The following is a 26,582-nucleotide window of genomic DNA, read 5'->3' on the forward strand; positions in this document are numbered from 1 at the left end:
CTTGAGGCTTTTTCTTTTCGTGTGCCCAGAACAGGAATCGAACCTGCACTCCCTTGCGAGAACCAGATTTTGAGTCTGACGCGTCTACCAGTTCCGCCATCTGGGCCTAAATAGCTTATAATTAATGAATTAAACCTCAATTACAAGCCTTTCAAAATCGGGAGGCAATATTACGACATTGAAAATTCCTGTCCAAAATACAGGCAGATTATTTTAAATAATTGTCAATCTTTTATTTACAACAACTCTTTTTGGGTAGGAAGACCTTCCTGATAAAATTCCAAACCTTTTGCCACATAGGTAATTCTTTGGTGATCTTGCCACAAAGATACAAAGGAGCTGCATACGCTTGTAAAATGAGCGTTAAATACGCCGCGTATGGCAGGGGTACCCCGGCAGTTGGCGGCATTCAACTATAGTTCAGCATTTTGGCAATATCTGGTTTCAACTATTAAATAACTATGGCCACCTTGCAAAGATTGGGGCTAAAGTTGTCAACACAAGACATAAATTTCTTTATATGCAGCAAAGTGACTCATTATGACACATCCGTAAGCAACTTTATAGCATCCCCTTCTAACTTTTCAACATAAGTGGCTAATTAAAGAGCATCCCTGAGCCACCTTGGTCCATATGTCGATCAAGATGGGACATAAGTATTCAACTTCAGACAATATGTGGCCAACCTATATCCAAAAGTTGGCGAGAGATGACACATAATTACCTATGGAAGACCCATCCTGAGTTACGGATGATTCATTCAATACTACGGACGACCCTTAGTGTGTCACCGGTACGGCATAATGACTTAGTGATATACTATAACGATTGAAAGATAACTCATTTTGACTGAGGGATGATCCATAATGAGCCAGGGTAATTACAAATACTGGTAGACGGTATGAAAACAAAAAGAGGGGTAAGTAAAAACAAACCCCGGCTCTCATTTCAAACTAAGCAACCAATAAGAGAACACTTAAAATTTATAACCCTATGACAAACTTGCTATTGCTATTTTCAGTTTACTTTCTTCCAACATCTCAGTAAGAAATTCATCTACCTTTTCTTTTGTTATCCCAGGCATGCAGATCCATATGCGTGCACTCCCCTTCTGTTGCCAGTTGCCATTTTTGACAAAGCGCGGCAGAGGGTGCTGAAAAAACTACCGTAATGGCATTCTCATATAGTTTTTGTAGTCTTATTTAAATGCAAAAGTTTAAAAAATAGTTATTACAACCAATAGATTTAATTTTTATGGTATAAAAAACTATTTTTTAGTTTCTTTGTAGTGGTTTAAATGCTTTCGAGTTACTATTAACTGCTTTCACAATAAAAAAAACTATTATGATCACAGAACTTGACGACATTGACATTCGCATTCTCGACCTGTTGCAACATGATGCCCGCACTACTACCAAGGAAATGGCCGATAAACTGGGGTTAACAGTTACTCCGGTATCGGTTCGCATCCGTAAACTGGAAGAGGCCGGCTATATTAAGCGCTACGTGGCCATTCTCGATAAAGACAAGATCGAAAAAAGCCTGATCGCCTTTACCAGCATTCAATTGAGAGAACATTCCCAGGACGCCCTTCGTTCTTTTGAAAAGGCCGTTACAAAAATGCGCGAAGTAATGGAATGCCACCGGCTTACCGGGCGAACAGATTTCCTTTTAAAAATAGCCATCCGTGATATGAATGAATATAACAACTTCCTAATGGACAAACTGGCCAAACTGGCCAACATCGGTTCGGTACAATCCCATTTCGTGCTCTCGGAAGGCAAGGCAGAAACAGCCTATCCGCTTACGTTGAATATTCAAAAAGAAAAGGGTAAGTAAATACAAACCCTTTTTGTGAATTATACTAATTGTTACATGTGAAACCTAAAGACCTGAAGCAACCATATTTTCTGTACTTACTATTTTGTTGCTGTTCTTTTCTGAATGACTTATTCCGGGCCTTGCCTGCACTATAAATAATTCTTTGCTTAAACCATCGATGGCCCATTCAATATCCATTGGTGTATATTTTTCCAATATACTGCTATAGTACTCTTCGATCTTAATTACCAGGCTGGCTAATTGCAGCACTATGGTATCATCCAAACAAAAACGGGCCTGCAACTCTTTCTCAATAGGAATAACTTTCACTCTTTCACTGGCATTCTCTCCATACACCATTATTTTATCTTTTACACCCATTCATTTTTCAATGGGCAGGGGCGATCCTGCTTTTAAGGCTGATTTACTAATTATATATGCATCTGGCAATACACCTCCATGCACAATCAATTCGCCCAGCCCGTACGAGCCATTAATAACGAGCGCTTCTTTATACCCGCTTTCTGTATTCAGGGAAAAGGCCACACCGCTGGCGCCCAGGTCGCTTCGCACCATCTTTTGAACACAAACTGAAAGGCCGGCCTTCAGATGGTCGATACCGGCGTTTTGCCTGTACAACATGGCCCTGCCGGTAAAAAGAGAAGCAAAACAATTTCGAATGGCATCGAGCAAGGCAGCCGGACCAACAACATTTAAATACGCTTCGTGCTGGCGTGCAAAACTGGCATATGTCAGTCCTTCGGCAACAGCAGAAGAGCGAACGGCCACGTCGGTTGCATCCTGGCCAAAGGCCTCAGATAACTCAAAATATGTTTCAATAATTTCCTGTGATAATTCAGGCAGGAAGCTTGCATTGCTGATAAGGCCTCTTATTTTTTGTGCAGCCCTTTGAAATGATCCGGAATTGGCAAGATCAATTTCGCTGAGGATACTGCTGATCACCGAACCCAATGCATTATAGCTAATGAAGGAATTATAAGCGTTTACAGTAATCACAAAACCCGGCGGTATTTTGATCCCTGTTTTTGTTATCTGTTGAAGTATTTCACCTAATAAGGCATTTTTTTCACCCACCAGGTCAGTATCCTGTATACCCACCTGGTTTAGCAGCAATACGTTACTCTTATTCATATAGCTTTTGCAATCTTATTTGAATGCAAAATTTTAAAAAATAGCTATTGCGACCAATACATTTCATTTTTGCAGTAAAAAAAACTAAAAACTCCCATTAAAAAATGAAATTGAAATCTTTTACGGTGCTTAAAGGCACTTTCACAACAAAAAAAACTTTTCTTCCCCTGCCCTGGTCAAAAAGAAAAGAGCAGGTAAGCACCTGGCACATGAGCCCCTTTTGTTGCCTGTCTCGCTTTAGTTGTCATTATCTTGTGGGCTCATAATAAAGAGTTATGGCGCCACTACCAAAGGTTTTCGTCCTTAAAAGCTTAAGGTTAAGGTTAATTCTATTGTCTATGTTTTTTAATAATGGCAGGCCGCTTCCCGCTATAACCGGGTGAATACAGAGCTGGAATTCATCAACTAAACCAAGATTCAATGATGCTACAATTAAACTCGGGCTGCCAACTAAAATATCTTTTCCTGGTTGTTGCCTGAGTGCCAGCACTTCTTCTTTAAGGCTGCCCTTTGCCACCCGCGTATTTTTCCACGTTACATTTTTCAGTGTGTGCGAAAAAACAATTTTGGAAATATTGTCTATTGTTTCTGCAAATTCATCAATTGATTTGTTACCAGTAGGATTTTCTACTACAGTTGGCCAATATTCCATAAGCTGGTATGTTATTCTTCCGTATATAACGGCGTCTGCACTTTTTAACAGCTCATTGTAATGTTGATGAATTTCATCATCTGCAACTACTGCTGTATGATCACAAAACCCATCCAATGTCATATTGATTGCTGCAATTACTTTTCTCATACTATTTGTTTTAAATCAATTATCAATCTTCTTTTTTTCAAAGGCAGTATTCGATCAACGTAGGCATAAGTCATTTTTTAAACGCCTACCTGAAAAAGCGTATCTACATCTGCTTCCTTATCTGCGTAACTATACACCGTCCAGCCTTTTTCAGCTAATGCGTTCAAGAGCGTTCTGGCTAAATTTTGAGCCAGCATTAATGCCTGAAAAGAATCGTCCCCGTTAACATCTGACAGATCCTCAAACAAACCTTTTAACTGAATTGGGCAGGCCCAGGAACCATCTTCTTTTTGATAGGGTTGCCCAATACGTAAATTCACTTCTTTTACCTCTTCATCTGTATTTTTCAAGTATAATGTTCTTTCAGCAATGTAGATACGCATAATTTATTTGAATTAATAAAGGTGAATACAGAAAAAACGCTGATTAATAGTCAGGGTTTCACGTTATCCTTTCCATCCTCTATATCAACTATTCTTTGCCAAAGTTGTAATTTATTCACGCCGGCATAACCACTTTCCTGGGCGTCGTTCAATTCAATAACTATCCAATCTCCATCTTCCTTTTTTGCCATATCAACCACCAAAAATGGAACATCGACCATTTTTGAAATTTCTTCTGCCAATTTAATAATGTGTGATCTTTCGTTAACAGTCAGTTCAACTTTTTCAAATTCCGTCCAATAGTGCCCAACTCCAACGGCTCTATTTTTCCAAAGGAATATTCTAAATTCTTTTGATGGTTGAATTTTGTCACCGACACGTTCTGCTATCTTTTCCAGTTTTATAAAATCCCGGCAGATCAAACGTTGCCAACCAAGAACGTTATCCTGCTTCCAATAATTTAGAATATTTTCTAATTCAGCCAGGTTATTAGCAATACTCATGGCTTGATTATGCCTGTTTGTTTGCCGTTCGCCTTTTATGAAAACAGGAAATGTAAATTCTGCCAGGATTGCTTCTGCCGTGGGTAGCGTATCATACCAAACACTTCTTGCTGTAAATTCTTTTATTTTAGGATACCAATTAGGTAATAAGGAGGCCATGGAATGTTGCCTGACTGAATTAACTAAACGCAAATCGAGTTCCATTAGTGCATTAGCCAAATTTTCATATGCTGAAATTGCCCCTATTCTAAGAACGACAGGGAGTGTTGTGTTGGTTATAACTGGTTTTGTTTCAAAATACTGTCTGAAATCAAAATCATATATGTCAAAATTTGTTTTGTGATATGCAACACAAACTGTTCCATTTATTTCAATAAGCGTTCTCAATATTTCTCCTGAATGCACCATTATAAGGGGGACTTTATAGTTGAATTTAAGAACTAATATTGATTCTGAACAATTTGACAAGTTCTATATTTGTCAACTATACAAAAAGCGAAGCTTGAAAGCAATCAAAATACAAATCGTACAATTTATCAGCGGCCATCAACCAGGTTTTGTGGAGTGCAGGTTTTATGACGTTATGAATAAAGAACATATCGTTCAGGAGAAAGTCCTGGTTGTTACCCAAAAAAATCTGGACGCCAACAGCGAGTATCCACAAGATGGGGTAATTGCCTATGAAATTGTAAGTGAGCGGAAAAACGCAGCAGGAAAAACAATAGTTACCCTTGACACTTCAAAGCCGTGGGATATTGACACTACTGAAGGGCTTACACAATTTGACCTGTTTGAAGAACAGTTGACAGAACATTAAAGAGGGGCTTCGAAAGCTATATAAGCCAAAAGTTCCTGCCGCGTTACGACAGGAACTTTTGGCAGATTCATGCATTTAAAGGCAGCACATTAAAGAAAAAAAACAGTTTATTTCCTGACGAGGGGTCTGCCCTGCCCATCTTTAAAATTTTCTGTAATGATCATAATTAAGTCTACCAACGCCCAAATACCACAACCTCCCAGGGTAAATAACTGGGCAATGCCAATACCAGTCTTTTTAGTATAGAAGCTATGAATTCCCAGTCCACCTACAAAAAAGCAAAGCAGCAGGGTTGTCAGCCAGTCATATCCTTCAGCAGCGACGGCATTATGTGCTCTTGCAGCTGTTTGTGAAAAATTGTGTGTAGGTACGCCGCATTTAACACATACAACGGCTTTGTCATCAATTTGGGTTCCGCAATTTGAACAAAACATAGTAAGGGGTTTAATATTTTACACATGATAAGGATAAATTTCTATAAAGTAAAAGGAAGTCTTTTTTATCTTAGCCAATTATGCCGGTAAAAACATTCATAGCCAAAATCTGTATTTCAGCCTTCTTAATAATTGGGCCAGGGTTGCTTGCTTCCTTTACTCAAAAGGAAATTGTATGGGTAGCTATTGGTGACTCTATCACTTACCTGAACGATCACCCCAACGAAACAGGGAATCGTGTTACCAAAGGGTATTTAAGCGATGTAGTTGCTGCATTGCCCGACTTACATTATATCAATCAGGGACATAACGGCTGGAAGTCGAGCGATATAGCCGGCAAGATCGAGCAACTGGGCCTGGTGAAAGCAGAGATCTATTCAATATTCCTGGGCACAAACGACTGGTGGGCCGGCCGGCCTGTAGGGAGCGTCGATGATTATAAAAATAATACAGGTACTGGTTCTTTATTCGGGTCATTCAGGATTATCATCGATAAAATACGCCAATTAAACCAGGAGGCGAAAATAATACTCATAACGCCTATGCAGCGGAATGATTTTGTTTATTTATTCAATGCCACTAATAACGCATATGGTTCCTATAAAACTAAAAACGGGCAATCACTGGAAGCGTTTGCCAACGCAGTGATCACTATTGGGAAAATGGAAAATATACCAGTTGTCGACCTCTATCACGATCCGCGGCTTAAACTGAAGTACCTGGTTAACTTCAAACGTTTAAAAAATCCCCACACGGGTAAATATAAAAATTATCATTACCCCAAATTCACCAAAATACCATTTGACCCCGCAAACGATGAATACCCCTACCCTTCCACTGCTGTAAATATTACTTATGACGGCTTACATCCATCCGATAAAGGAAATGAGATCATTGCAGAAAAGATAATAAAAACGTTGAGGGAGATTGGAGTTTCGGAATGATGGTAAAGAAAGATATCCTTAACTGTCATGTCAAAATACCCATCTGACAGGCTTTATTTCTTTCAATTTGTCCGCATAGAAGTCAAGCGCTTCTATAACTGTCTCAAAAAACCGCCCACCCTCTCCGGTATCATTGTATGAAACATAAAACTTACCAAGTGATGCAGGCACCTCATCACTATACATTACCGGAACGATATAAGTGCCAAGCTTCCAGGTTTCTTTTATGTCTTTGTCTATGCTGAACCTTAGCCAATAATGACTTGTGAATGGAAAATAACATTCAAAAGCTTTATGCCGTTTAGCTTTATTTAGCATCTCTAAATATCTTTCATTCCATTCTGCCCATTTCCAAAACCTTGTATTATTAAAGAACATATTCTTAACCTTTGTCCAGGCCTTATCAATATCGGCATTTGGGTTTTTATGCTCAAAGTCTGAATACAATTCGAGTTCATCAAATTCGCTTTTGATGGCTGAAATGTTTTTTTGTTTGTCAACCCATAGATCTATAACAACTGCAAGCCGTTCAAGGTCGGTAAATAATCCTCTTGCAAAACAGTTCTCATAGTTTTGCTTCTCTGTTCGCTCAAAAAGCACAATTGAAAAGTCATTTTCAGTAAAAGCAAACTCAGTTCTGAAACTTCTACCTGGCTTACCATAAAAAGAATACCTGCCGGGAAATGTTCCGTCAATTGTTGAAGCTAACTTCACATTGGAATTTAACTTATCAAGCCGTCTTTGTATTTCGTTTGATAAATGCACGATCGTCTTTTTAAAAAACATTATTCCCCCTCCTGCCGCACAAAAATATGCTCAGGAAGGTCGCCAAAAACAAATTCGGTCACCTGGCATAACCACATGCGCTGGTTGATCGCCTGCCCTTTGTATGTTTTCATCAAATAATAGCCACCGCCAATTTCGGGCTCGCATTTTTCGGTTAACACCAGCTCATCGGCGCCTTCAAATGGTTCGGTTGAGATGGTCAGGGATACAGAATCACCATTTTCTGCCATCACATCCAACATCGTATCGGCCCCATCAACCATTTGCAGATCACCGGCGCTTCCTCCCTGTTCTATATATTCCGGCAGGTCGATGAACCAGAACTGCCCGATCTTTATAAACCTGTATTCTTTCATAAGCAGCAGTTATAACACCAAATCTAATAAATCCCTCATAAAATAACAACTATCGCTATTGGGCATATGTTTCCAATGGCTGCTGCGGTGGGCGAATGTTAACCATTTTTTTATTTTCAAAAGTATTTTTATATTTGTCTAAATATATAAATATCTAAACATGAGGAATGAACACTATATTTAAAGCCCTCAATGACCCAACGCGGCGGGAAATACTTCAACTGCTGAAGGACCGTGACCTAACGGCCGGGGAGATTGCTGATCAATTTAACATCTCCAAACCCAGCATTTCCCACCATCTTGACCTGCTGCGGCAGGCAGACCTGGTACAATCCGTCAAAGAAGGACAATTCATTTATTACTCCCTGAATACGACCGTAATGGATGAGATCCTAACATGGCTTATGCAATTCAGGAAAAAAAAGAAAAAATGACAACTATAAACTTCAGGAACATCGTTCGCCCTGTCATCGTACTGGGCATCCTGGCAATCCCATTTATCTATCTATCCCGGATCTACCCATCCCTACCCTCACTGGTGCCCAAACATTTTAACGGGGAAGGTATACCAGATGCATATACCGCCAAACACAACCTTTGGAAGATCCTCGCTTTAACCAGCGCCATTGCGGTTGGTATTTACCTGTTACTTACCAATATCACCCGCATCGATCCTAAAAAAAAGGCCAGCCTTTCAAGGAATACCTTCCAAATGATATCCATAGTGTTGGTGATCCTTATAGCTGCTTTGAATAGCATTACGATCGCTGCCTCACAGGATGGTCATTTTGCTTTCAGCAGGTTTTTACCCGCTATCCTGGGCTTGTTCCTTGCCTTCCTGGGAAACAGAATGCTTAGCATCAGACCCAATTATTTCGTCGGCATCCGCACGCCCTGGGCCCTTGAGCACGAAGACAACTGGAAAGCCACGCACCGGCTGGGTGGAAAGGTCTTTTTCGCCGGTGGTATCCTGATCGTCATCGTTACATTCCTGCTGACCCCGGCTTTGGTAGAGTCAGCCCTTTTTGCCATCATAGCAACAATGGCCCTGATCCCTGTTGTGTATTCGTATATTTATTTCCGGAAACATTCCGGAAATAATTCGTGATCAACCATTTATGAAACTATACCTGTTTTTTTAGAAAAACCGACCGTTTTGCCCGGCTTATTCGTCCATAGATAAATACCTACAAAATGGAAAATCTAAAAGACAAAGTAGCCGTCGTATTTGCCGCCTCTGGTGAGATCGCCGGAGCAGTGGTCCGCTCATTTTCGCAACACGGGGCAAAAGTATATGTTACAGCCCGTAACCTCGATGCTGTAAAAGCACTGGCTCAGGACCTTACAACCAATGGCGGGTGCGCAGAAGCTGCCAAAGTAGACGCGTTGAATGAAACCCAAATCGACAACTTCTTAAAAAAAGTAGTCGCAGACAATGGTAAACTGGATATAGTATTTAATGGCATCGCGGTGGACTATAGCGAGATGGGCGGCCGGCCGGCCGCAACGGAGGCCACCTTTGAACAATTTATGGCACCGATGAAAAAGATAGTGGGTTCTCAATTCCTTACTTCGCGGGTAGCGGCTAAATACATGATACAATCCAAATCTGCAGGTACTATCATTCATTTAACAGCAGCGGCATCCCGGTCAAAGATCCCCAATTTGTCGGGCTTCTCGGCTGCCAGTGCCGCCGTTGAAGGAATGACCCGCGTAATGGCTGCCGAATGGGGCGGTGAGGGCATAAAGGTGACCTGTATTTGCAGCGGCGCCATAATGGAAACCAGGCGCATCTCGGGATGGATCGATTCCGCAGCAAAACAGTACGGCATACCCGTAGAGCAGCTGGTTGCCCAATACAAGGCCTTCGATATACTAAAGACCAGCCCAACCCTGAAGCATATTGGTGAAACGGCAGCCTTTATTGCCTCCGAGGCTGGTGTTGCATTCAACAGTCATATTGTGGATGTGGATTGCGGTAAATTGAATGTGTTATAATAATTTAGCTGTTGCGGTCTTCCAGGCGAAGGCCGCAACAGCATTTTTTATTAATGAATTGAAAGAATGGAAAGAGAAGAACTTCTTAAAGGCGCCCTGGCCGGTGATATCAATGCATTTCAAACCCTGTTTGCCGAATTTCAAAGCCAGTTGAAATCATACCTGTACCGGTTACTTACCGACAGAAACGACGTAGACGACATCACGCATGATACCTTTATCAGAGCATTTTCCAAAATATCGACCTTTAACCAGGATGCTGAGCTGAAAACCTGGGTATTCAAAATAGCCACCAACCTGGCGTATGATCATTTAAGAAAATTGAAAAGATGGCAGGCCGATGCCCAGGACCGGGGGGCAGACCTGGCCATAGGTTCGGAAGAAGTAAGGCGGGCCTTCTGGATAGCGCACGACACCTCACCGGCGGGGACGTACGAAATGAAAGAGCATATCGACTTCTGTTTCACCTGCATTTCAAAAACGTTGCCCATAGAAAACCAGGTAGCGCTGATCTTAAAGAATATCTACGATTTTCAGGTAAAGGAAATTTGTGAGATCCTTGAAAAAACGGAAGGTGTAATAAAGCACCTGCTGAACGATGCCAGAAATATCATGACAGATATTTTTGAACACCGGTGCGCGCTGATAAACCAGCATGGCGTTTGCCATCAATGCAGCCATATAAACGAGATCTTCAATCCCAAACAGGACCAGCAGGAAGAACTGATGAAGCTGGAACTGGTAAAGGCATCCAAAAAATATAACCGGGAAGAACTTTTTACCTTGAGAACATTACTGGTAAAGGCTATTGACCCCCTGCACGCATCGGGCACCGATTTACACGAATCAATTATGAACTGTGTAAGAACGGCAATTGGTGAAAAGAAGGATTTCTTTGAGCGGAACCGGGGTAACGCCGGGTAATCCGCGCAAATGAATGCCCACCTCCTACTCCGTAATATTATAAGCAAAAGCTAATTCATCCAGGCTCCGTTCCGCTTCTACCAGGTCCTGATGAAATGCAGCCTTGCCTGAACCGGCTATTGCAGGCAGTTGGCGGTAATATGCAATGCCGTCCCTGCAATTTTTATAATAGGCACTATAATACTTTTTGTTTTTCAGCAGGCCATTTGCCCTGCTGTCATGTAGCAATTGTTCTTCAAGGTATTTAATATACAAACGAAGTTCTGCTATGAACATATGCGGCCGGCTGTTGCCTGCAATGATATTTTCCCTTCCATAAATATGGTCAACCATTGTTTGCAATGAAACCACCTTTGAGAAATTAACGATGTTAGGCCCCGGGCAAATGGTGACCGCATTCAATTTTTTAACAAATGGCTGATCGTAAGCAATAGCAGCCGCATTGCTTAAGCCAATACATAAACATTCCTTTTCTGTTACCTGCATAACCTGTTGCTGATACTCATCGTTTGACAGGTTGAGCAATTGCAACTGTTCAATCTTTAGTTGCTGGTACTTATGTGATGCCGTACAAATTGGTTCTTCGGTAAACTCGTTGTTAAACGACAAATGCTTTTCAGTGCAGGGGCTGCCTGGTTTTCCTTTATTTATACGCGCTGCCCTTTCCTTTTCACCGCTGGTGCCTTTAAGATAATAGAACCGAACGCCCAGGGGAGAACTGCCGCTTAATACCACATCGTTCTTTCCGGCAGCACAGAGCAGCTCAAGTGTAGCAGCATCAACGGTTGTTGCCTCGGGCACCAGCAAAAACGGCGTTCCCCAGCCAGTGCTTTCAATGCCGTAATACTGATGTAAAAAACGGTCTTCCTCAAATGTGCCTATTCCACCCTGCGCCGAAAGGGTCAGGGGTGGCACATTGGTAATTTCAGAACCCCTTCTTTTTTCTACCGAAGCATTATAAATAGCAAAGATCGTATCGGTCAATTCCTGTTTCTTTAATTTAAATTCTTCCAAAATTGGCCCCAGCAGAAAACCTTCCGTTGCAAATGCATGACCACCGCAGTTGAGGCCCGATTCTATTCTGAATTCACTTACCCATATTCCTTTTTTTGCCAGGTATTTTCCCTGTATCAAAGCTGAACGATAATCACTCACTTTTACAATCACCCTTTTTGCAAACGTTCCATCTTCACCAATATCAAATGCGCTGCAATTTTCCAGGTAATTGAAAAGCCTGGGGTTCAATCCTGCTGAAAACACAACAGCTGAATTACCAAGATCGCTATTTGCATACCCGCGCAACGCCGACACGGCATCTGACCCGTCTTTTAATAATTCCCCGCCTTTATTATGATTTTCCTTATCTACCTTGGTCATGATATTTACGTCAATACGGCCTGCTCTTACCTGCGTTCTTAAATACTCCTGCATCTTCTTTTTTTCCTCCCGATCATCCGTCTTAGTCATTTGAACATACAACTGCCTTAGTTTACTGTCGGCCGGAAGCATTTCAAAATATTTGACGATCTCCGTTCCGGCTTCAAAAGCAGCCGCCTTTACTTTTGACACCTGGTTTTGAACGATCCTGTTTACCAGGTTCAGGTAATCAGTAATTCGTTTAGCTCTGTAATCCTCTTCCGATGTTGAAATGGGTTCATAGGTTTCACCAATGGTGGCATAATAATGCTTACGCATCATTTCAACCAGCCGGTCTTCAATAATGGAAATAACAGAGTTGATCCCAAACCGGGCAACTTTTATGGGGCTATCAATAGTGTACGCCAATCCCATTACCGGGACGTGAAATGTGTGTGGTGACTGATATTGCATGAAAGGCAAAAGTATCCGACGCCAGTGGCACTAAAACTGATTACAATCATATCTTTCTATATTTTTGAACAGGTTCACGAAGCAACAATATTGAGACGCCAACTTTGTTCCGGCAACATTTTTGGCAATCCCTCAAAAATTGAGTAGCTTGGATGTTCCTTTCGAAAACGCCAGGCATTTCAGTTTTTAATACCGCTCCCCGCATATACGTATTAATCACCTTCTCCTCACATGTATTAGTCTGACATTCCTTTGCAGAACCTCGTTGTATTCACGCAATGTTGTATTGATTTATTTATTCAACACAAAGGAGGTAATTATGAAATGTTCTACGAGGCTGATCGCTATTGGCATTCCAGCCTTTCTTGCTATGTATTCCTGTCAGAAGGGATTGAAAACAACCGACCAACCTGACTTAAACGAACGGGTGACCCTGCTGAATGCAAGATCGTCTACTGTTATACAGGGCACCGTGTCGGTCTTTGCAACGGGTTTTAATAACCCGCGTGGATTGAAATTCGGGCCCGATGGCAATCTCTACGTAGCAGAAGGAGGCGTAGGTGGAACAAATTCAACAGTTGGTCAATGTACCCAGGCACCATTCCCTGTAGGTCCTTATGTCGGCAGCCCTGTAAGTGGAAGGATCTCGAAAGTAAATGCAGCAGGCATACGTACCACTATAACCGATAATCTTCCTTCAAGCGCCACTTCTGTAAATTTAGGCAGTTTTGTTTCAGGTGTGGCCGACGTTGAATTTATCGGAAACCAGCTATATGCATTACTCGCCGGTGCAGGTTGCTCGCATGGCGTTCCCAACATTCCCAATGGAATAATAAAAGTCAACGCAAACGGCAGCTGGACGTGGGTAGCCAATCTCAGCGCCTGGCAGCAATCGCATCCCGTGGCCCAACCTGAAGAAGATGATTTTGAACCGGATGGCACCTGGTATAGTATGGTGGCTGTACGCGGCGATCTGTATGCCCTGGAACCCAACCATGGCGAGCTGGTAAAAGTTACCACAGGTGGCGATATCAGCCGGGTGATCGACATCTCAGCCAGCCAGGGACATATTGTTCCCACTGCATTGGCTTACAAAGGCAATTTCTATATGGGGAATTTAGATACTTTCCCTATTCCCGGTAACGAATCAAAGCTCTACAAGATCACCCCATCAGGACAAATAAAAGTAGTAGCAGAAGGATTGAATACTGTTCTGGGACTGGTATTTGATGATCGCGACAGAATGTATGTGCTGGAGATGACGGTGGGTGCTCCCTTCCCTACACCGGGCATGGGCAGGGTGCTGCAAATTGACCCTGCTGGCAATACTACCATTATTGCCTCAGGGCTTTCATTGCCTACCGGTATGACCATGGGCCCCGATGGCAACCTGTATGTTTCTAACTGGGGCTTTGGCCCAACAGCCATTGGCGGCGGCCAGATACTTAAAATAACGCTTACGCATTAAATTATAAATTTTATGACAAACAAAAAACCCCGGGAGGCTGTGACCATCACAATACTTCCGGGGTTTAGTTTATTTATCGAAAGATTACATTATCATATCGATCATCGCACTCAACTCTGCCACCGCCGCTTCATTACCACCGGAAAAACCGGTCACCGTGAACCGGATATTACCGTTCTTATCGATAATAAATTTGGAAGGAATACCGGTAATACCAAAGCTCTCCACTACTTTATTGCTGCCATTCTCATCTTTCAGGTCCATCAGCACCTGGAAAGGATATTTGTTATCGTCAACGTATTTTTTAGCTGCAGCAGTAGCATCCTCCTCTCCCCGCTCCCAGGTATGTATAAAAAGGAATTGTACATTGGGATTGTCTTTAAACTTATTCACGGCCATTTGCATAGCAGGGAATGAACGCTTGCAGGGTCCACACCAGGTAGCCCAGAAATCAAGTACTACCACTTTTCCTTTCAGGCTTTCTGAATTAACTGTATTTCCATTCACATCTTTCAATACAAATGCCGGTGATGGCTTGTTGATAATGGTGTTCTTCAAATTGGCAATGACCTTTTTGGTAAACTCCGCTTCCACTTCCTTCATGTATTGCTCATACGGCTTACCGCCCGGGTTCAGCTTTTCATAGAGGCTCTTATGTACGCCTTTCAGTTTTGCCTCGGCAGTGCCGGCCTGTACTATTTCATCGGCTTTTTCATAAGCTTCTTTATCACGGCCCAGCGTCATCAGAATATCAACATAGTTTTGATTGATCGAAGGGGACGCTTTACCTTCTGCATAAGCTTTCTGAATATACACCAGGGCGCTGTCGGGCTTTTTCTGCAGCAATAACATACGTGCATAGGAGTTACAATAACCCCGGTAGCCCTGCGCTGCAAACCGGGCGCCTTCTTCATTGGTGCGGGTGGTTTTAAAAGCCAGCGAATTTTCCAATGCTTTTTTATACAACCGGGCAGCTTCCTCTATGAAACCGTTCTTTTCGAGGTCCATGGCCACCCCGGCCCAGGCCTCGCCGTTCCAGGCTGGCGTTTGTCCCTGGTTGGCATAGTATAAGGCCTTTTTCACATTCCTGTCAGCAGCAAAAGCCCTTGCTACATTATTGGCGGCATAATCATATAAGATCCTGCTGCCTTCAAACTTTTTAACAGGATATTTCTTTAACCATTTTTTATAGGTTACTTCTTTTTCTGCAGGGGTGGTGGCATTATAAATAGTTTGCAATTCTTCGCGCCGGAAATAAATGCCACCCGGAAAACGCGTCTTGATGATGGCTTCTACAGAATCGGCCGTGGCTTTCTTTTTAAGCACTGTAAATACCTGCTGGGCCACCATCCAGTCATTTTCTTTTTTGCTTTGCAACAGGCCGTACATTTTACCGGTTACCAGGTCCTTATCGGCGGTCACCTTTGAAGAAGCCAGCCGGTAATAGTATTGTTCCATGGTATCCTTTGCCGCCTGTGACTGTGCCTGCAATCCGGTGCACGACAGGGCCATTGCCGATACGGCAACCCATATTTTTTTTGTCATTCCATCAATTTGTAGGTTCTATACATGATTGTACCATGTAAAGACGCCTAACACCCCGTTTAAGGGTTATTCTTCATCACAATTAAATTGGCAACCAGGCCCGTCCAACCAGTTTGGTGCGAAGCGCCCAGCCCCCTGCCATCGTCGCCATGAAAATATTCGTGGAAAAGGATATAATCGCGGAAATGCGGATCGGTCTGCATTTTTTCATTACTCCCAAACACCGGCCGTTTGCCCTGTTCATTTCGCAGGAAGATATTGATAAGGCGGCCTGCGATGGAAGTGCCTGCCTGCTTCAGGGTTACAAAATTCCCTGAGGCGGTGGGATATTCTATTTTAAAATCATCGCTGTAATAAAAATGGTATTTGCGCAAACTTTCAATGATCAGGAAGTTCATGGGCATCCAAACCGGTCCGCGCCAGTTAGAGTTACCACCGTACATGTCGCTATCACTATCACCCGGCACATAAGGCACACTCATAGAAGTACCATCAATACGAACGGTATAAGGACGCTGTGCATACTCTCTTGATAAGGACCGCACGCCGTAATCGCTCAGAAATTGCGTTTCATCGAGCATATGGCTCAGCAATCTTTTTACACGGTGGCCACCCAGCAGTCCCAGCAGGTGGTTATCCTGTTTGCCTTCCTCGTACCAGCGCGATACCAGCAGCGCCAGATCGGGCCGGTGACGCAGGAACCAGTTCATGCGTTCGGCAAACACGGGATTATTATCCAGTGTTTCTTTGGTGATCACTTCTACCGCAAACAGCGGAATGAGGCCCACCATGCTTTTTACTTTCAGTTTCACGATCTGGCAATTTTCCGCACGCACCTGGTCGTAAAAGAATTCATCTTCCTCGTCCCACAAACCGGTATTGTTCTTACCCATACTGGCCATAGCCCCGGCGATATATAAAAAGTGTTCAAAGAATTTGGTGGCCATCCCCGTATAGGCCTTATTGTAAGTAGCCAGCTCCAGCGAAATATGCAGCATGTTCAGGGCATACATGGCCATCCAGCTGGTAGCATCGGCCTGTTCCATTTGAACCCCCGCGGGCAGGGGCGCACTACGGTCAAATACGCCGATATTATCCAGCCCCAGGAAACCGCCTTCAAAAATATTGTTCCCTTCCGTGTCTTTGCGGTTCACCCACCAGGTAAAGTTGATCAACAGCTTGTGAAAGATCGATTCCAGGAAAACATAATCTTTCACGCCTTTTGCCTTTGCATCGAGCCGGAAGATCCTGAACACCGCGCCCGCATGTATGGGTGGGTTGGCATCGCCCAGCGACCACTCATAGGCCGGCAACATACCCGAGGGATGCATAAACCATTCTTCGGTGAGCAGTTGCAATTGCTGTTTCGCAAAATCAGGATCAACCATACCAATGGTAACACAATGAAAACCGAGGTCCCAGGCTGCATACCATGGAAACTCCCATTTATCGGGAACCGAAATAATGTGTTCGTTATTGAGTTGTTTCCAGTCGTTATTGCGGCCTTTCCAGCGCTCTTGTGGCGGTGGTGGCGAAGCAGGATCGCCATCGAGCCATTGCTGTACTTTATACGAATAGAATTGCTTGTTCCACAACATACCGGCAATTGCCTGCCGGTGTATCAACCGCTCATCGTCATTCGTTATACCCTGTTGCAATTCATTATAAAAAGCATCGGCCTCTGCTACGCGTTGATTGAACAAAGCGTCGAAACCGTCAAAGGCGTCGAAAGGTTGCTGATTACTTAACCGCAGGCGAATGGTATGCGAACCGCCGGCCGGAATCGTAAGCTCATAATCAATAGCCGCCCTGGTGCCCATCATACCCGGATTCACCGTTTTTTTACCATGAATAAGATGATCAACAATGCCATCTTTGGGATACAGCTCCTTTGCATCATAGTTGTACAGCCGGTGCATATTCGTCTCGTTCTCGCAGAACAGCATCGTACCGTTTCCTTCGAAGTACAAAGAAGATACTTCCAGCTTCTCATGTTCAATGCGGATTGAATGATCGCCGGTTTTGTACAAAGAGGGCTTGTAATCATGGCGGCCCCAGCTCCAGGTATTGCGGAACCAAACGGTGGGCAATACGTGCAAACTGGCATCTTCATGGCCGCGGTTGTGAATGGTTATTTTGATCAGGATATCATCGGTGCCGGCCTTGGCATATTCAGTAAAGACATCAAAATATTTATCCTCGTTAAAGATACCGGTATCCATGAGCTCGAATTCCGGTTGCTGCCGGGTACGGCGGGCATTTTCCTGTATCAGCCATTCGTAAGGAAACGCCTGCTGCGGATACTTATACAGCATTTTCATATACGAATGGGTAGGCGTTGCATCGAGGTAATAGTAGAGCTCTTTTACATCCTCTCCATGATTGCCCTGTTTGTTGTTCAACCCAAACAGGCGCTCTTTTACGATGTTATCCCGTTTATTCCATAATGCCAGTGCAAAACACAACAACTGTTTATCATCGCTGATGCCGGCAATTCCTTCCTCGCCCCAACGCCAGGCTTTACTGCGCGCCATATCGTGCGAAGTATAATTCCAGGCATCGCCATTGGCGCTGTAATCTTCGCGCACCGTTCCCCATTGCCGGTCAGATACATAGGAACCCCATCTTTTCCAGCTGGGTTGTTGTAATCGTTGTTGTTCTGCGTTCATTTAAGAGTTTGTTGCTGCAAGTTACAAAAGGAGCGCTCAAAATAATTGTTACATTTTAGAAGGTAGGGAAACGAAGTAGGATGTAGGAGATAGGAAGTAAGAAGAGTCTGAATGTTCAGCCTCGCTATTTGTTTCGAGTCTCGAATTTCGGGAAATTCTTACTTCCTACTTCATACCTCTTACTTCTTACACCTACTACAACTTACAATTCAATGTAAACAAAAATATTGTTCCTGACTGGCTGAAGTGCGATCCATCATAGGTAGCGATCCCATAGCGGCCATTAAAGGTAACCGCGTTGATGTTCTTTTTTACTGCATCGGGATCGTTCAACAGGTTGCGGCCTTCGCCGTTCAAAGGTTTCAATACATATTTGGGCAGTATATTAAACACATTATTGATGGTAAATGTGCTGCTGAGCCAGGGCGTGAACTGGTAGCCAATATTGGCATCGGTGACCACTTTCGTCTTAAAGACCATCTTGATATTTTTATCTAACCCTTCGCTGCGGAAAGTGGCCGGACCGAACAAGGTATTATTTACATTGAAATTCCATTTATGCAGGGTGAGGTCGGCCCCCAGAATGCCTTTGCATTTCGGCCGGCTTGTTAACAGCAGCGCCTCCTGCATGTAATCGAAGATCGCCTGGCCCGCATCATCGATCAGTTTGGGGTTCGATACCACGCCCAGCAATTTATTCGCAATGGTATAATTGCCGGCCAGGTTTACCATAAGGCGGCCGGTGGTTCCTACCCGGATATTTTTAAATGCCGCTACCAGGTCGAGCCCCTGGGTATTGGTGCTGATGCCATTGGTAAAAAAACTAACGCCAATGATCCCATTGGCGCTTAATACTTCATCGAGTTTCGTATTGCCGTTAGCAGTATGCGTAATGTCGGAGCTCAGAATAATTCGATCGCGGATATTGATATTGTAATAATCGAGGGTAAGGCTGAACTGTTGTGATGGCCGCAAACCAAAGCCGGCCGTAAAGTTCACCGACCGCTCCGGCTTCAGGGCCGGCACGCCCAATACCTGCGCCTGCATGCTCTTGTTGCTGACCACACCTTTCGATTGCACCCCCATGCCCGGTGAAAAGATCTGTTGTACGATCTGCAGGTTTACCTGGTGCAAACCAGGTGCGCGAAATCCGGTTGATACCGATGAACGCAGGGTAAGCATATCACCCAACAGTTTTTTGCGCCCGCTGACCTTCCACACAAAAGCGCCACCAAAATCATTATAATACTCCTGGCGGGCTGTTGCATTGAGCAGCATCGATTGAGAAAGATCATAGCTCAGATCGAGATAACCGCCCACATTAAAGCGGTTACTTGTATTGGCGTTGATGTTTGAAATGCCCGAAAATGAAATAGGGCCCATCCCGGTGTAGGAGGCCCTGTCCCCTGCTATGATGATGAACGTTTCATTTCGAAACTCAGTACCAAACGCAATGGCTAATTTGTCGTTCACGGCATGTGTAACATCCACGTTCCCTACCACATGGTGAAAGGCATAGCCACCGGGACGAAATGTGGTGGGGCTGTTGGCGCCCATGGCAGGGTTCCAGGTATTATCGACCGTATACAATTGCCGGTTGCCGCCTACCGTGGCGCTTACATCGGTATTCCAACCGCCGTTCTCCCGTTTAAAACCCAGGGTGGCGTTGTAATCGTTGAGGTCACCGGCAAAAGTAGGCCCGAACCCCAGGTAAGCTGATGTTGTATCGTGTAATAAATGATAGGGATCCTGTTTCCAGTAAGACGTGCGGTAGTTGGCATAGCTTTGAATATTCTTGTACACATAGGCTGCGTTCGCATAAAAGGAACCGTTATCATTGACAGGAATAGCCGCATTCATCAGGAAGCGGGCGGCTGTAGTGGCCGGCGTACCATTTATATTGCGGGCATCGGGAAACTGTTCGAGGAATGTTTTTACTTTTTGCAGCCCATCGGCCGTTCCTTCGCCGAGGTCGATATTTTCCTGTTCGGCATCTACTTTACCCGGCCGGTTGGTGCGGTTCTCTTTTTGAAAATTGATGGTATAGTTCACATAGCCCCGGTCGCCAATATTCACCCCGCTGTTGATGCTGGTGCCAATAGAGAACCCATCGCCTTTACTGGTAACCCCCGTATTGGCTTTATAGCTGGTATATTCAAACCGGTCTTTCAGAATGATGTTCATCACCCCCGCAATGGCATCTGACCCGTATTGCGCCGAAGCGCCGTCGCGCAGGATCTCTACCCGTTTGATGGCTTCGAGGGGAATGGCCGACAGATCGGTCTCTGTTTCACCGCGGCCGGGCGAGGTTTGAATATACACCAGCGACCCCGGGTTCTTTCTTTTTCCATTTATTAAGATCAATGTGCGGCAGGGGCCCATATTCCTGATCTCATAAGGATCAGATAAGGAAGTAGCATCATGCACGGGCATATTCACCGTATTGAATGAAGGCGCGCGGTATTGCAGGGCCCTGTCGAGCGACAGCTGACCGGTGCTGAGCAGATCGGAACCATTGATATTATCAACCGGTAGCGAGGTATTGGTGAAAGTACGTTGCGCGGCGCGGCTACCCACCGACACTACCACCCCGCTTAGATCGGTCATCACATTGTTCAGCGTTACGTTCTTTACGGTTTCGGCGTGTTGCATTTTTACCGAGGTCACATAACTGTTAAAGCCAACGCTGCTGAAATAGATCTTATGCATGCCATCCTGCAGCGGCAGGCGGTAATTGCCCTGCGCATCGGTGACCGTACCCCTGGCATTACCGATCACCACAATTGAAACGCCGGGCACCGGCTCGTTCCGTTCGTTTCGTACGGTTCCTTTCAACAGGCTGTGTTCATTATTGTTACCGGTCTCTTTTTTACCGGCAACCATTCCATCGCGGTCGGGCGATTCGGAAATAATGATCTGGGTGGGCGATAATTTTTTAAAGGTCAGTCCGAACGGTGCGAGCAGCGAGCGCAGGGCGTTATCGGGATTGTTGTTATTGAGGGTATCGGTTTGCACATTTTTGTTCTGCACCAATTGTTCGCGGTACAGGATGCTGAGGCGGAATTTACGTTCCAGTGCGGCAATGACGTCTTTTAAGGGAAGGCCGTTTTCGGGTTGTATGGGGAGAACATGCGCTTTTTCGTTTTTGTCATTACAGACAATTCGCTGCCCGTGCACGGCATTTACCATGCATAGGGATAAACCAAGTGCAATAAGCCAATAATGAAACAGGCTTTTTCTCATAATCGCATGCAGTTTCCAACAATTGGTTACGGATCCCGGGTATAATTATTCTATAACCACCTGATTCCCCTGCTTTGACACTTTTGCATTCAACAGTTCGCTCAGTACACGCAACATCATTTGTTCATTCTGTAACTCAAGCGTACCCGAAACAGCCTGCGCGGCCAGTTGGGGTTTGCGTATAATGAATTCGTACCCGAAATATTCCTTCAGCGTTTCGCACACTTCCTGCACCGCCGCTTTCTCGAAGCGGTATTTTTGTTCCATCCAGGCGGTAAAGAAAGCCGGGTTTGCCACCCGGGTAATTATTTTTCCCTGTGCGGCATCATACTGGCAATAATCGTTGGGCTGCATGATCGTTTGGGAATGACTGGCCGGTATACTGAACCGTACCTTTCCCTGTTGCAACAGTACGCTGGTACTGTTATTGACATTTTTTACATTGAATTCGGTCCCCAGCACTTCTATCACGGCATCCCCTGCATATACAGCAAAGGGCTGTGCTTTTCCGGCTATATCGATATGACGTACTTTAAAAAAGGCTTCTCCCGTAACCCATACTTCCCGTTTGCCGCTCGTACGGCTGTTGTTGAAGCGAATGGAAGAATTGGCGTTGAGCATTACTGCCGAACTATCAGGCAACCATACCGTTTTAATAGCTGCATACGGTGTGGAAATAAACGTATAGGAAGGTTTTCTCACATAATACAAAACCAGCGCGCTGACCACCAGGCCGGCCACTACCGCCGCTGCTTTCAGCCAGAAACCAATAACCGGCTTTTTCTTTTCGGTAATGCGGTGTTCCCCGGCAATGGTGTTATCGATCCGTTGTTTCAGGTTCACATAAAATGCATCGACTACCGGTTCCTTTTTAAAATCAAAGGAACGAATGAGCTCAATGGCATTTTGGGCAATCGCTTTGTTTGGCTGATCCGAATGCATCCAATTTGTCCACCCCTGGTTAGCTTCCCCCTCCGGATCCAACACCCAATTGATAAATGATTCATCCTGAAGAAAATCCTCAGTTTGATATTTTGAATAGTTGTCCATTTTCAATCCGTTGTTTTAGTCACCATTTCCACAACACAATACTCCACTCCTCCCCATCTGGCGCTGTATACTCATGTATGGTTTCAAAACCAACCCGCTTATGGGCCCTTATCGACCGCTGGTTCCTGGTAGCGATCTCGGTAATGGCAAACTCATATTTGTTTTTGAAGTTATGGCTGTAGGCCGCATAACAGGTATCGAAAACACCTTTGCCACGGTAGCCTTCCGCCACACAAACCTGCCCCACCACAATATACCGGTAATCAGCGATCTTTTTGTGCTGATAGCTTATCTTTTCAAACATTTCAAACATGGCCACCAGCACAGGAATATCGAACCGCGATTGGTTTGTCATTGCCAGTAAATAGGCAATTACCCGGTCATCGTCCTTCGCTATCACATGCGCTTCAATATCATTCATTTTTTTCAGGTCTTCAAAACTATGCATTACGGTTACAAATCCCTGTGAGGCGATCTGTTCTGCCGTTAACCCCGCTGCCAGGTTTTGTTTCTGCAGCTGCAGGATCTGTTGAAGGTCCTTATCGTTTTTTGACGTTGTGTACGTTATCATGATTCTACAGAAATGAGACTATATGAAGTAGGAAGTATGAGGTATGATGTACCCGAAATTCGAGACTCAAAACAAATAGCGAGGCGCGGCATCCAGACTTTTCTTACTTCTTACTTCCTACTTCGTTCTTTTCACCTTACTTCATAAAAATATGAAAACAAAAGCATCTACAATTTAAAATTGACAGTGAACAGAAACGTTGTACCCAGCTGGCTGAAATGCGATCCGTCGTATGTTACCATACTGTAGCGGCCATTGAAGGTAATGGCATTGATGTTCTTTTTCACTGCCGCCGCATCACTCAAAATGGCATCACCATTGCTGTTCAGCGCCTTCAGTTTCCATTCAGGGGTTATATTGAATATATTATTCACTGCTATTGATGCATTTACCCGGTCACTGAACTGGTACCCGATATTGATATCGGTAAGCACTTTGGTTTTAAATTCCAGTTTCAGGTTTTTATCCAGTCCATCATTGCGGAAAGTGGTGGGCCCAAACAGGGTATTGTTCAAATTGAAACTCCATTTATTGAAAACAAGGTCGCCGCCCAGCACAGCTTTGTATTTGGGCCGGCTGGTCAACAGCAGCGCTTCCTGTATATAATCAAAAGTGCTCTGCCCGGCATCACTGATGAGCTTGGGGTTGGTAACATTGCCATCGAGCTCGTTCTTTAGGGTATAGTTACCGGCGAAGTTGAGCGTGAGCTTACCGGTGCTGCCAATCAAAATGCCCTTGTAGTTGGCCACCACATCGATCCCTTCTGTTTTGGTGCGGATGCCATTGGTAAAGAAGCTCACCCCAACAATCCCATTGTTCCGTAACACATCATCGAGTTCTGTATTGCCCGCTGCGGTGTTGGTGATGTTTGAACTTAAGATGATGCGGTCTTTGATATCGATGTGATAATAATCAACCGTTATACTGAAGTTCTTTGTGGGGTTCAACCCAAAACCTGCGGTGAAGTTCACCGACTTTTCAGGCTTAAGGGCCGGTACGCCCAGCAAATGCGCCTGCGGACTTTTATTACTTACAATACCTTTTGTTTGAATGCCCTGCCCCGGCACAAAACTTTGTTGCGCTATCTGCAGGTTGATCTGGTGTAAACTCGGCGCCCTGAAACCGGTTGAGATCGATGAACGCAAAGTAAGCTTGTCACCGGCCAGTTTGGCGCGGCTGCTTATTTTCCATACAAAGGCGCTTCCGAAATCGCTGTAATACTCCTGGCGAACGGTGCCATTCACCAGCAGCGCCTTACTAATGTCGTAGCTCAGATCGAAGTAACCACCAATGTTAAAACGGTTCACCTTGATGGCATTCACTTCGTTCACCCCGGGAAAGGAATTGGCGCCTTCGCCGGAATACGAGGCTGTATCGCCGGCAAAGATCTGGAAGTTCTCACTGCGGAACTCACTTCCAAAACCAACGTTCAGTTTATCAGTCACCTCTTTGGTGATATCAATATTGCCCACTACGTGACTGAAGGCATAACCGCCGGGTTTGAACCGGATGGGGCTCTTGGCGCCCAATGAGTGGTTCACAGTATTCTCAACCGTGTATAATTGTTTATTACCGCCAGTGGTAAAGCTGATATCATGCATCCAGCCGTTCTTAAGCGTTTTAAAACCAACCGTGGCGTTATAGTCGTTCAGGTCACCTTCGAAGGTGGGGCCATAACCGATGTATTCGGTACCTGCTGCATGCAGCAAGCCATAATCCTGCTTCCAGTAGGGCGTGCGATAGTTGGCGTAGCTCTGCACTTTTTTATAAACGTAAGCGGCATTGGCGTAGAAAGTGGTGTTTTCACTAACAGGGATACCCGCATTTATCAAAAATTTGGCGGCCGTATTGGTAGGCGTACCATTTACATTTTTGGCATCAGGAAAACGGTTGAGGAATGCCTGTACCTGTTGCAGGCTGGTGCTGGTGCCGTCGCTCAGGTCGTTATTGTCGCCTTCGGCATCTACCTTGCCCGGGCGGTTGGTTTTATTCTCCCGCTGAAAATTAATGGTATAATTGAGGAATCCCTTGCTGCCGAAATTGGCGCCGCCATTGAGGCTGGTAAGAATGGAAAAGCCATCGCCTTTATGGGTAAAGCCGCTGGCTATTTTAAAATTGGTATAGTCGAACCGGTCTTTCAGAATAACATTCATTACCCCGGCAATGGCATCGGAACCATATTGGGCCGAAGCGCCGTCCCGGAGTATTTCTACCCGTTTGATGGCTTCGGTAGGAATGGCGGCCAGGTCGGCGCCCGTTTCCCCACGGCCAGGCGATGTTTGGATATACACCAGCGAGCTGGGATTTTTCCGTTTGCCGTTGATAAGTATCAGCGTACGGCTGGGCCCCATGTTCCTGATCTCGTAGGGATCGAGCAAAGAAGTAGCATCATTTACCGGTGTATTTACGGTATTGAAAGAAGGAACGCGCAATTGCAAAGCTTTATCAAATGATATTTGTCCGGAAGTTTGCAGTTCAGCCGCGTTGATATTATCAACGGGCAATGGCGTGGTGGTGAAGGTGCGCTGGGAAGCGCGGCTGCCTACGGACACCACTACTTCGCTGAGATCGGCCACGGCAAACTGCAGTACGATATCCCGGGTAATGGTGCCATTTTCGATCTTTACATTGAGTGAATAAGGATTGAAACCCACACTGGTAACAAACAGTTTATAGGTACCAGCTGGTAAAGAAAGACGGTACCCGCCCGTTGAATCGGTAGAAGTACCGCCTTTGTTACCGCCGACAATGATGGAAGCATTGGCCAGCGGTTCACCATTTTCACTCTTCACCATACCTTTTAAAACGCCCTGCGCGGTTGCTGTAGTGGTCCATAGCAGTAGCAACGCCACTACCTGAATAGCATGCATTAATTTTCTCATGTGACTGATTTAATGATGGTTTACAATGAAAAGCAAGCTTCTCGCATCAAAAACCACCGCGCGGGTTTTGTATATGAGGAAGGAGCGGGAAAAATTACCCCACGAGAATTCAAAAAAAATTAAAATAATGAGTTTTCATTTAGTTTAGCGCGTTTCAACTTCACTCAATGCTTTATGCCTCGCCCCTTCGCCTACGCTCAGGGTCATTGAAAAGTATGCAGCTATGTTTCGGGTTAACTTCGCTCTTGCGCCGGGTTTAATTCGCCCCCGTTCGGGTGCCGGGCCGGTTGAAAAACAATATTATAAACTTCTGATAACCTGTGCAGCAGCTTCTTCCCGAAGAAGACCCGGCAGAAACCCAAAGGAAACCCTAAGTAACATCGCTATAATGTCGCTATAATATC

The 26,582-nt window shown here is 44.6% G+C and carries 21 protein-coding genes, 1 tRNA gene and 1 pseudogene; 8 read left to right on the top strand and 15 right to left on the bottom strand.

Annotation, left to right across the window (positions count from 1 at the left end):
* Positions 1–22: 22 nt before the first annotated feature.
* Positions 23–106: transfer RNA gene (locus A3860_RS32345), tRNA-Leu, on the bottom strand.
* 1,238 nt (positions 107–1,344) lie between these two features.
* Between A3860_RS32345 and A3860_RS32350 the strand changes: the two genes are divergently transcribed.
* Positions 1,345–1,839 (top strand): Lrp/AsnC family transcriptional regulator, encoded by a 495-nt coding sequence (locus A3860_RS32350; protein WP_081154666.1) that lies wholly within the window; start codon positions 1,345–1,347, stop codon positions 1,837–1,839.
* A 45-nt stretch (positions 1,840–1,884) separates the two neighbouring features.
* Here the strand turns inward: A3860_RS32350 and A3860_RS32360 are convergent.
* The 4 genes and pseudogenes from A3860_RS32360 to A3860_RS32375 all read right to left on the bottom strand — a co-directional run bounded on the left by A3860_RS32360 (position 1,885) and on the right by A3860_RS32375 (position 5,069).
* Positions 1,885–2,973, bottom strand: a pseudogene (locus A3860_RS32360) (PEP/pyruvate-binding domain-containing protein).
* 247 nt (positions 2,974–3,220) lie between these two features.
* The gene (locus tag A3860_RS32365; RefSeq protein WP_081154669.1) at positions 3,221–3,775 is read right to left on the bottom strand and encodes a dihydrofolate reductase family protein; all 555 of its coding nucleotides are present in this window, start codon (positions 3,773–3,775) and stop codon (positions 3,221–3,223) included.
* Positions 3,776–3,852: 77 nt separating this feature from the next.
* Positions 3,853–4,158, bottom strand: coding sequence for a DUF6968 family protein (locus A3860_RS32370; protein ID WP_081154670.1), 306 nt, complete (start codon positions 4,156–4,158; stop codon positions 3,853–3,855).
* Positions 4,159–4,208: 50 nt separating this feature from the next.
* The gene (locus A3860_RS32375) at positions 4,209–5,069 is read right to left on the bottom strand and encodes an ATP-grasp domain-containing protein (protein WP_081154671.1); all 861 of its coding nucleotides are present in this window, start codon (positions 5,067–5,069) and stop codon (positions 4,209–4,211) included.
* 94 nt (positions 5,070–5,163) lie between these two features.
* Between A3860_RS32375 and A3860_RS32380 the strand changes: the two genes are divergently transcribed.
* Positions 5,164–5,478 (top strand): hypothetical protein, encoded by a 315-nt coding sequence (locus tag A3860_RS32380; RefSeq protein ID WP_081154672.1) that lies wholly within the window; start codon positions 5,164–5,166, stop codon positions 5,476–5,478.
* 107 nt (positions 5,479–5,585) lie between these two features.
* Here the strand turns inward: A3860_RS32380 and A3860_RS32385 are convergent, their stop codons facing one another.
* Positions 5,586–5,912 carry a TM2 domain-containing protein gene (locus tag A3860_RS32385; protein ID WP_081154673.1) on the bottom strand — a complete coding sequence of 109 codons (327 nt, stop codon included), beginning with the start codon at positions 5,910–5,912 and terminating at the stop codon, positions 5,586–5,588.
* Positions 5,913–6,055: 143 nt separating this feature from the next.
* On the opposite strand from A3860_RS32385, the gene A3860_RS32390 reads away from it, so the two are divergent.
* A complete protein-coding gene (locus A3860_RS32390) occupies positions 6,056–6,856 on the top strand; it encodes an SGNH/GDSL hydrolase family protein (RefSeq protein ID WP_245843678.1) in 801 nt (266 codons plus the stop codon).
* A 30-nt stretch (positions 6,857–6,886) separates the two neighbouring features.
* Here A3860_RS32390 and A3860_RS32395 read toward each other — a convergent pair whose 3' ends face one another.
* Both A3860_RS32395 and A3860_RS32400 read right to left on the bottom strand, forming a co-directional pair.
* A complete protein-coding gene (locus A3860_RS32395) occupies positions 6,887–7,621 on the bottom strand; it encodes a hypothetical protein (RefSeq protein WP_143774380.1) in 735 nt (244 codons plus the stop codon).
* A 20-nt stretch (positions 7,622–7,641) separates the two neighbouring features.
* Positions 7,642–7,998 (bottom strand): DUF6717 family protein, encoded by a 357-nt coding sequence (locus A3860_RS32400; RefSeq protein ID WP_081154676.1) that lies wholly within the window; start codon positions 7,996–7,998, stop codon positions 7,642–7,644.
* 167 nt (positions 7,999–8,165) lie between these two features.
* Between A3860_RS32400 and A3860_RS32405 the strand changes: the two genes are divergently transcribed.
* The 4 genes from A3860_RS32405 (at position 8,166) to A3860_RS32420 (ending at position 10,920) form a co-directional block, all read left to right on the top strand.
* Positions 8,166–8,432, top strand: a complete 267-nt coding sequence (locus A3860_RS32405) for an autorepressor SdpR family transcription factor (RefSeq protein ID WP_081154677.1) — start codon at positions 8,166–8,168, stop codon at positions 8,430–8,432.
* The gene (locus A3860_RS32410; RefSeq protein ID WP_158085435.1) at positions 8,429–9,106 is read left to right on the top strand and encodes an SdpI family protein; all 678 of its coding nucleotides are present in this window, start codon (positions 8,429–8,431) and stop codon (positions 9,104–9,106) included. The genes A3860_RS32405 and A3860_RS32410 overlap by 4 nt, the downstream gene beginning before the upstream one ends.
* 86 nt (positions 9,107–9,192) lie before the next feature.
* The gene (locus tag A3860_RS32415; RefSeq protein WP_081154679.1) at positions 9,193–9,996 is read left to right on the top strand and encodes an SDR family NAD(P)-dependent oxidoreductase; all 804 of its coding nucleotides are present in this window, start codon (positions 9,193–9,195) and stop codon (positions 9,994–9,996) included.
* Between the two features lie 66 nt (positions 9,997–10,062).
* Positions 10,063–10,920 (top strand): RNA polymerase sigma factor, encoded by an 858-nt coding sequence (locus A3860_RS32420; protein ID WP_081154680.1) that lies wholly within the window; start codon positions 10,063–10,065, stop codon positions 10,918–10,920.
* 24 nt (positions 10,921–10,944) lie between these two features.
* Here A3860_RS32420 and A3860_RS32425 read toward each other — a convergent pair whose 3' ends face one another.
* Positions 10,945–12,750: a hypothetical protein gene (locus A3860_RS32425; protein WP_081154709.1), complete on the bottom strand. Its 1,806-nt coding sequence runs from the start codon at positions 12,748–12,750 to the stop codon at positions 10,945–10,947.
* Between the two features lie 319 nt (positions 12,751–13,069).
* On the opposite strand from A3860_RS32425, the gene A3860_RS32430 reads away from it, so the two are divergent.
* Entirely contained in the window at positions 13,070–14,218 is a 1,149-nt protein-coding gene (locus tag A3860_RS32430) for a ScyD/ScyE family protein (RefSeq protein ID WP_081154681.1), read from the top strand.
* 84 nt (positions 14,219–14,302) lie between these two features.
* Here the strand turns inward: A3860_RS32430 and A3860_RS32435 are convergent, their stop codons facing one another.
* From A3860_RS32435 to A3860_RS32460, 6 genes are all read right to left on the bottom strand, one after another.
* Complete coding sequence (locus tag A3860_RS32435) at positions 14,303–15,763, bottom strand: redoxin domain-containing protein (RefSeq protein ID WP_081154682.1); 1,461 nt, start codon at positions 15,761–15,763, stop codon at positions 14,303–14,305.
* Positions 15,764–15,822: 59 nt separating this feature from the next.
* Entirely contained in the window at positions 15,823–18,432 is a 2,610-nt protein-coding gene (locus A3860_RS32440; protein ID WP_081154683.1) for an MGH1-like glycoside hydrolase domain-containing protein, read from the bottom strand.
* A gap of 195 nt (positions 18,433–18,627) precedes the next feature.
* Positions 18,628–21,675: a TonB-dependent receptor gene (locus tag A3860_RS32445; RefSeq protein ID WP_245843679.1), complete on the bottom strand. Its 3,048-nt coding sequence runs from the start codon at positions 21,673–21,675 to the stop codon at positions 18,628–18,630.
* Positions 21,676–21,720: 45 nt separating this feature from the next.
* The gene (locus A3860_RS32450) at positions 21,721–22,725 is read right to left on the bottom strand and encodes a FecR family protein (protein WP_081154684.1); all 1,005 of its coding nucleotides are present in this window, start codon (positions 22,723–22,725) and stop codon (positions 21,721–21,723) included.
* 19 nt (positions 22,726–22,744) lie between these two features.
* The gene (locus A3860_RS32455) at positions 22,745–23,296 is read right to left on the bottom strand and encodes a GNAT family N-acetyltransferase (protein WP_173820303.1); all 552 of its coding nucleotides are present in this window, start codon (positions 23,294–23,296) and stop codon (positions 22,745–22,747) included.
* A 167-nt stretch (positions 23,297–23,463) separates the two neighbouring features.
* On the bottom strand, positions 23,464–26,178 hold the full coding sequence (locus A3860_RS32460) for a TonB-dependent receptor (protein ID WP_081154685.1): 2,715 nt from the start codon (positions 26,176–26,178) through the stop codon (positions 23,464–23,466).
* Positions 26,179–26,582 lie beyond the last annotated feature (404 nt).

Origin of the sequence: Niastella vici, from assembly GCF_002077945.1 — a bacterium.
In the GTDB taxonomy this organism is placed as follows: domain Bacteria; phylum Bacteroidota; class Bacteroidia; order Chitinophagales; family Chitinophagaceae; genus Niastella; species Niastella vici.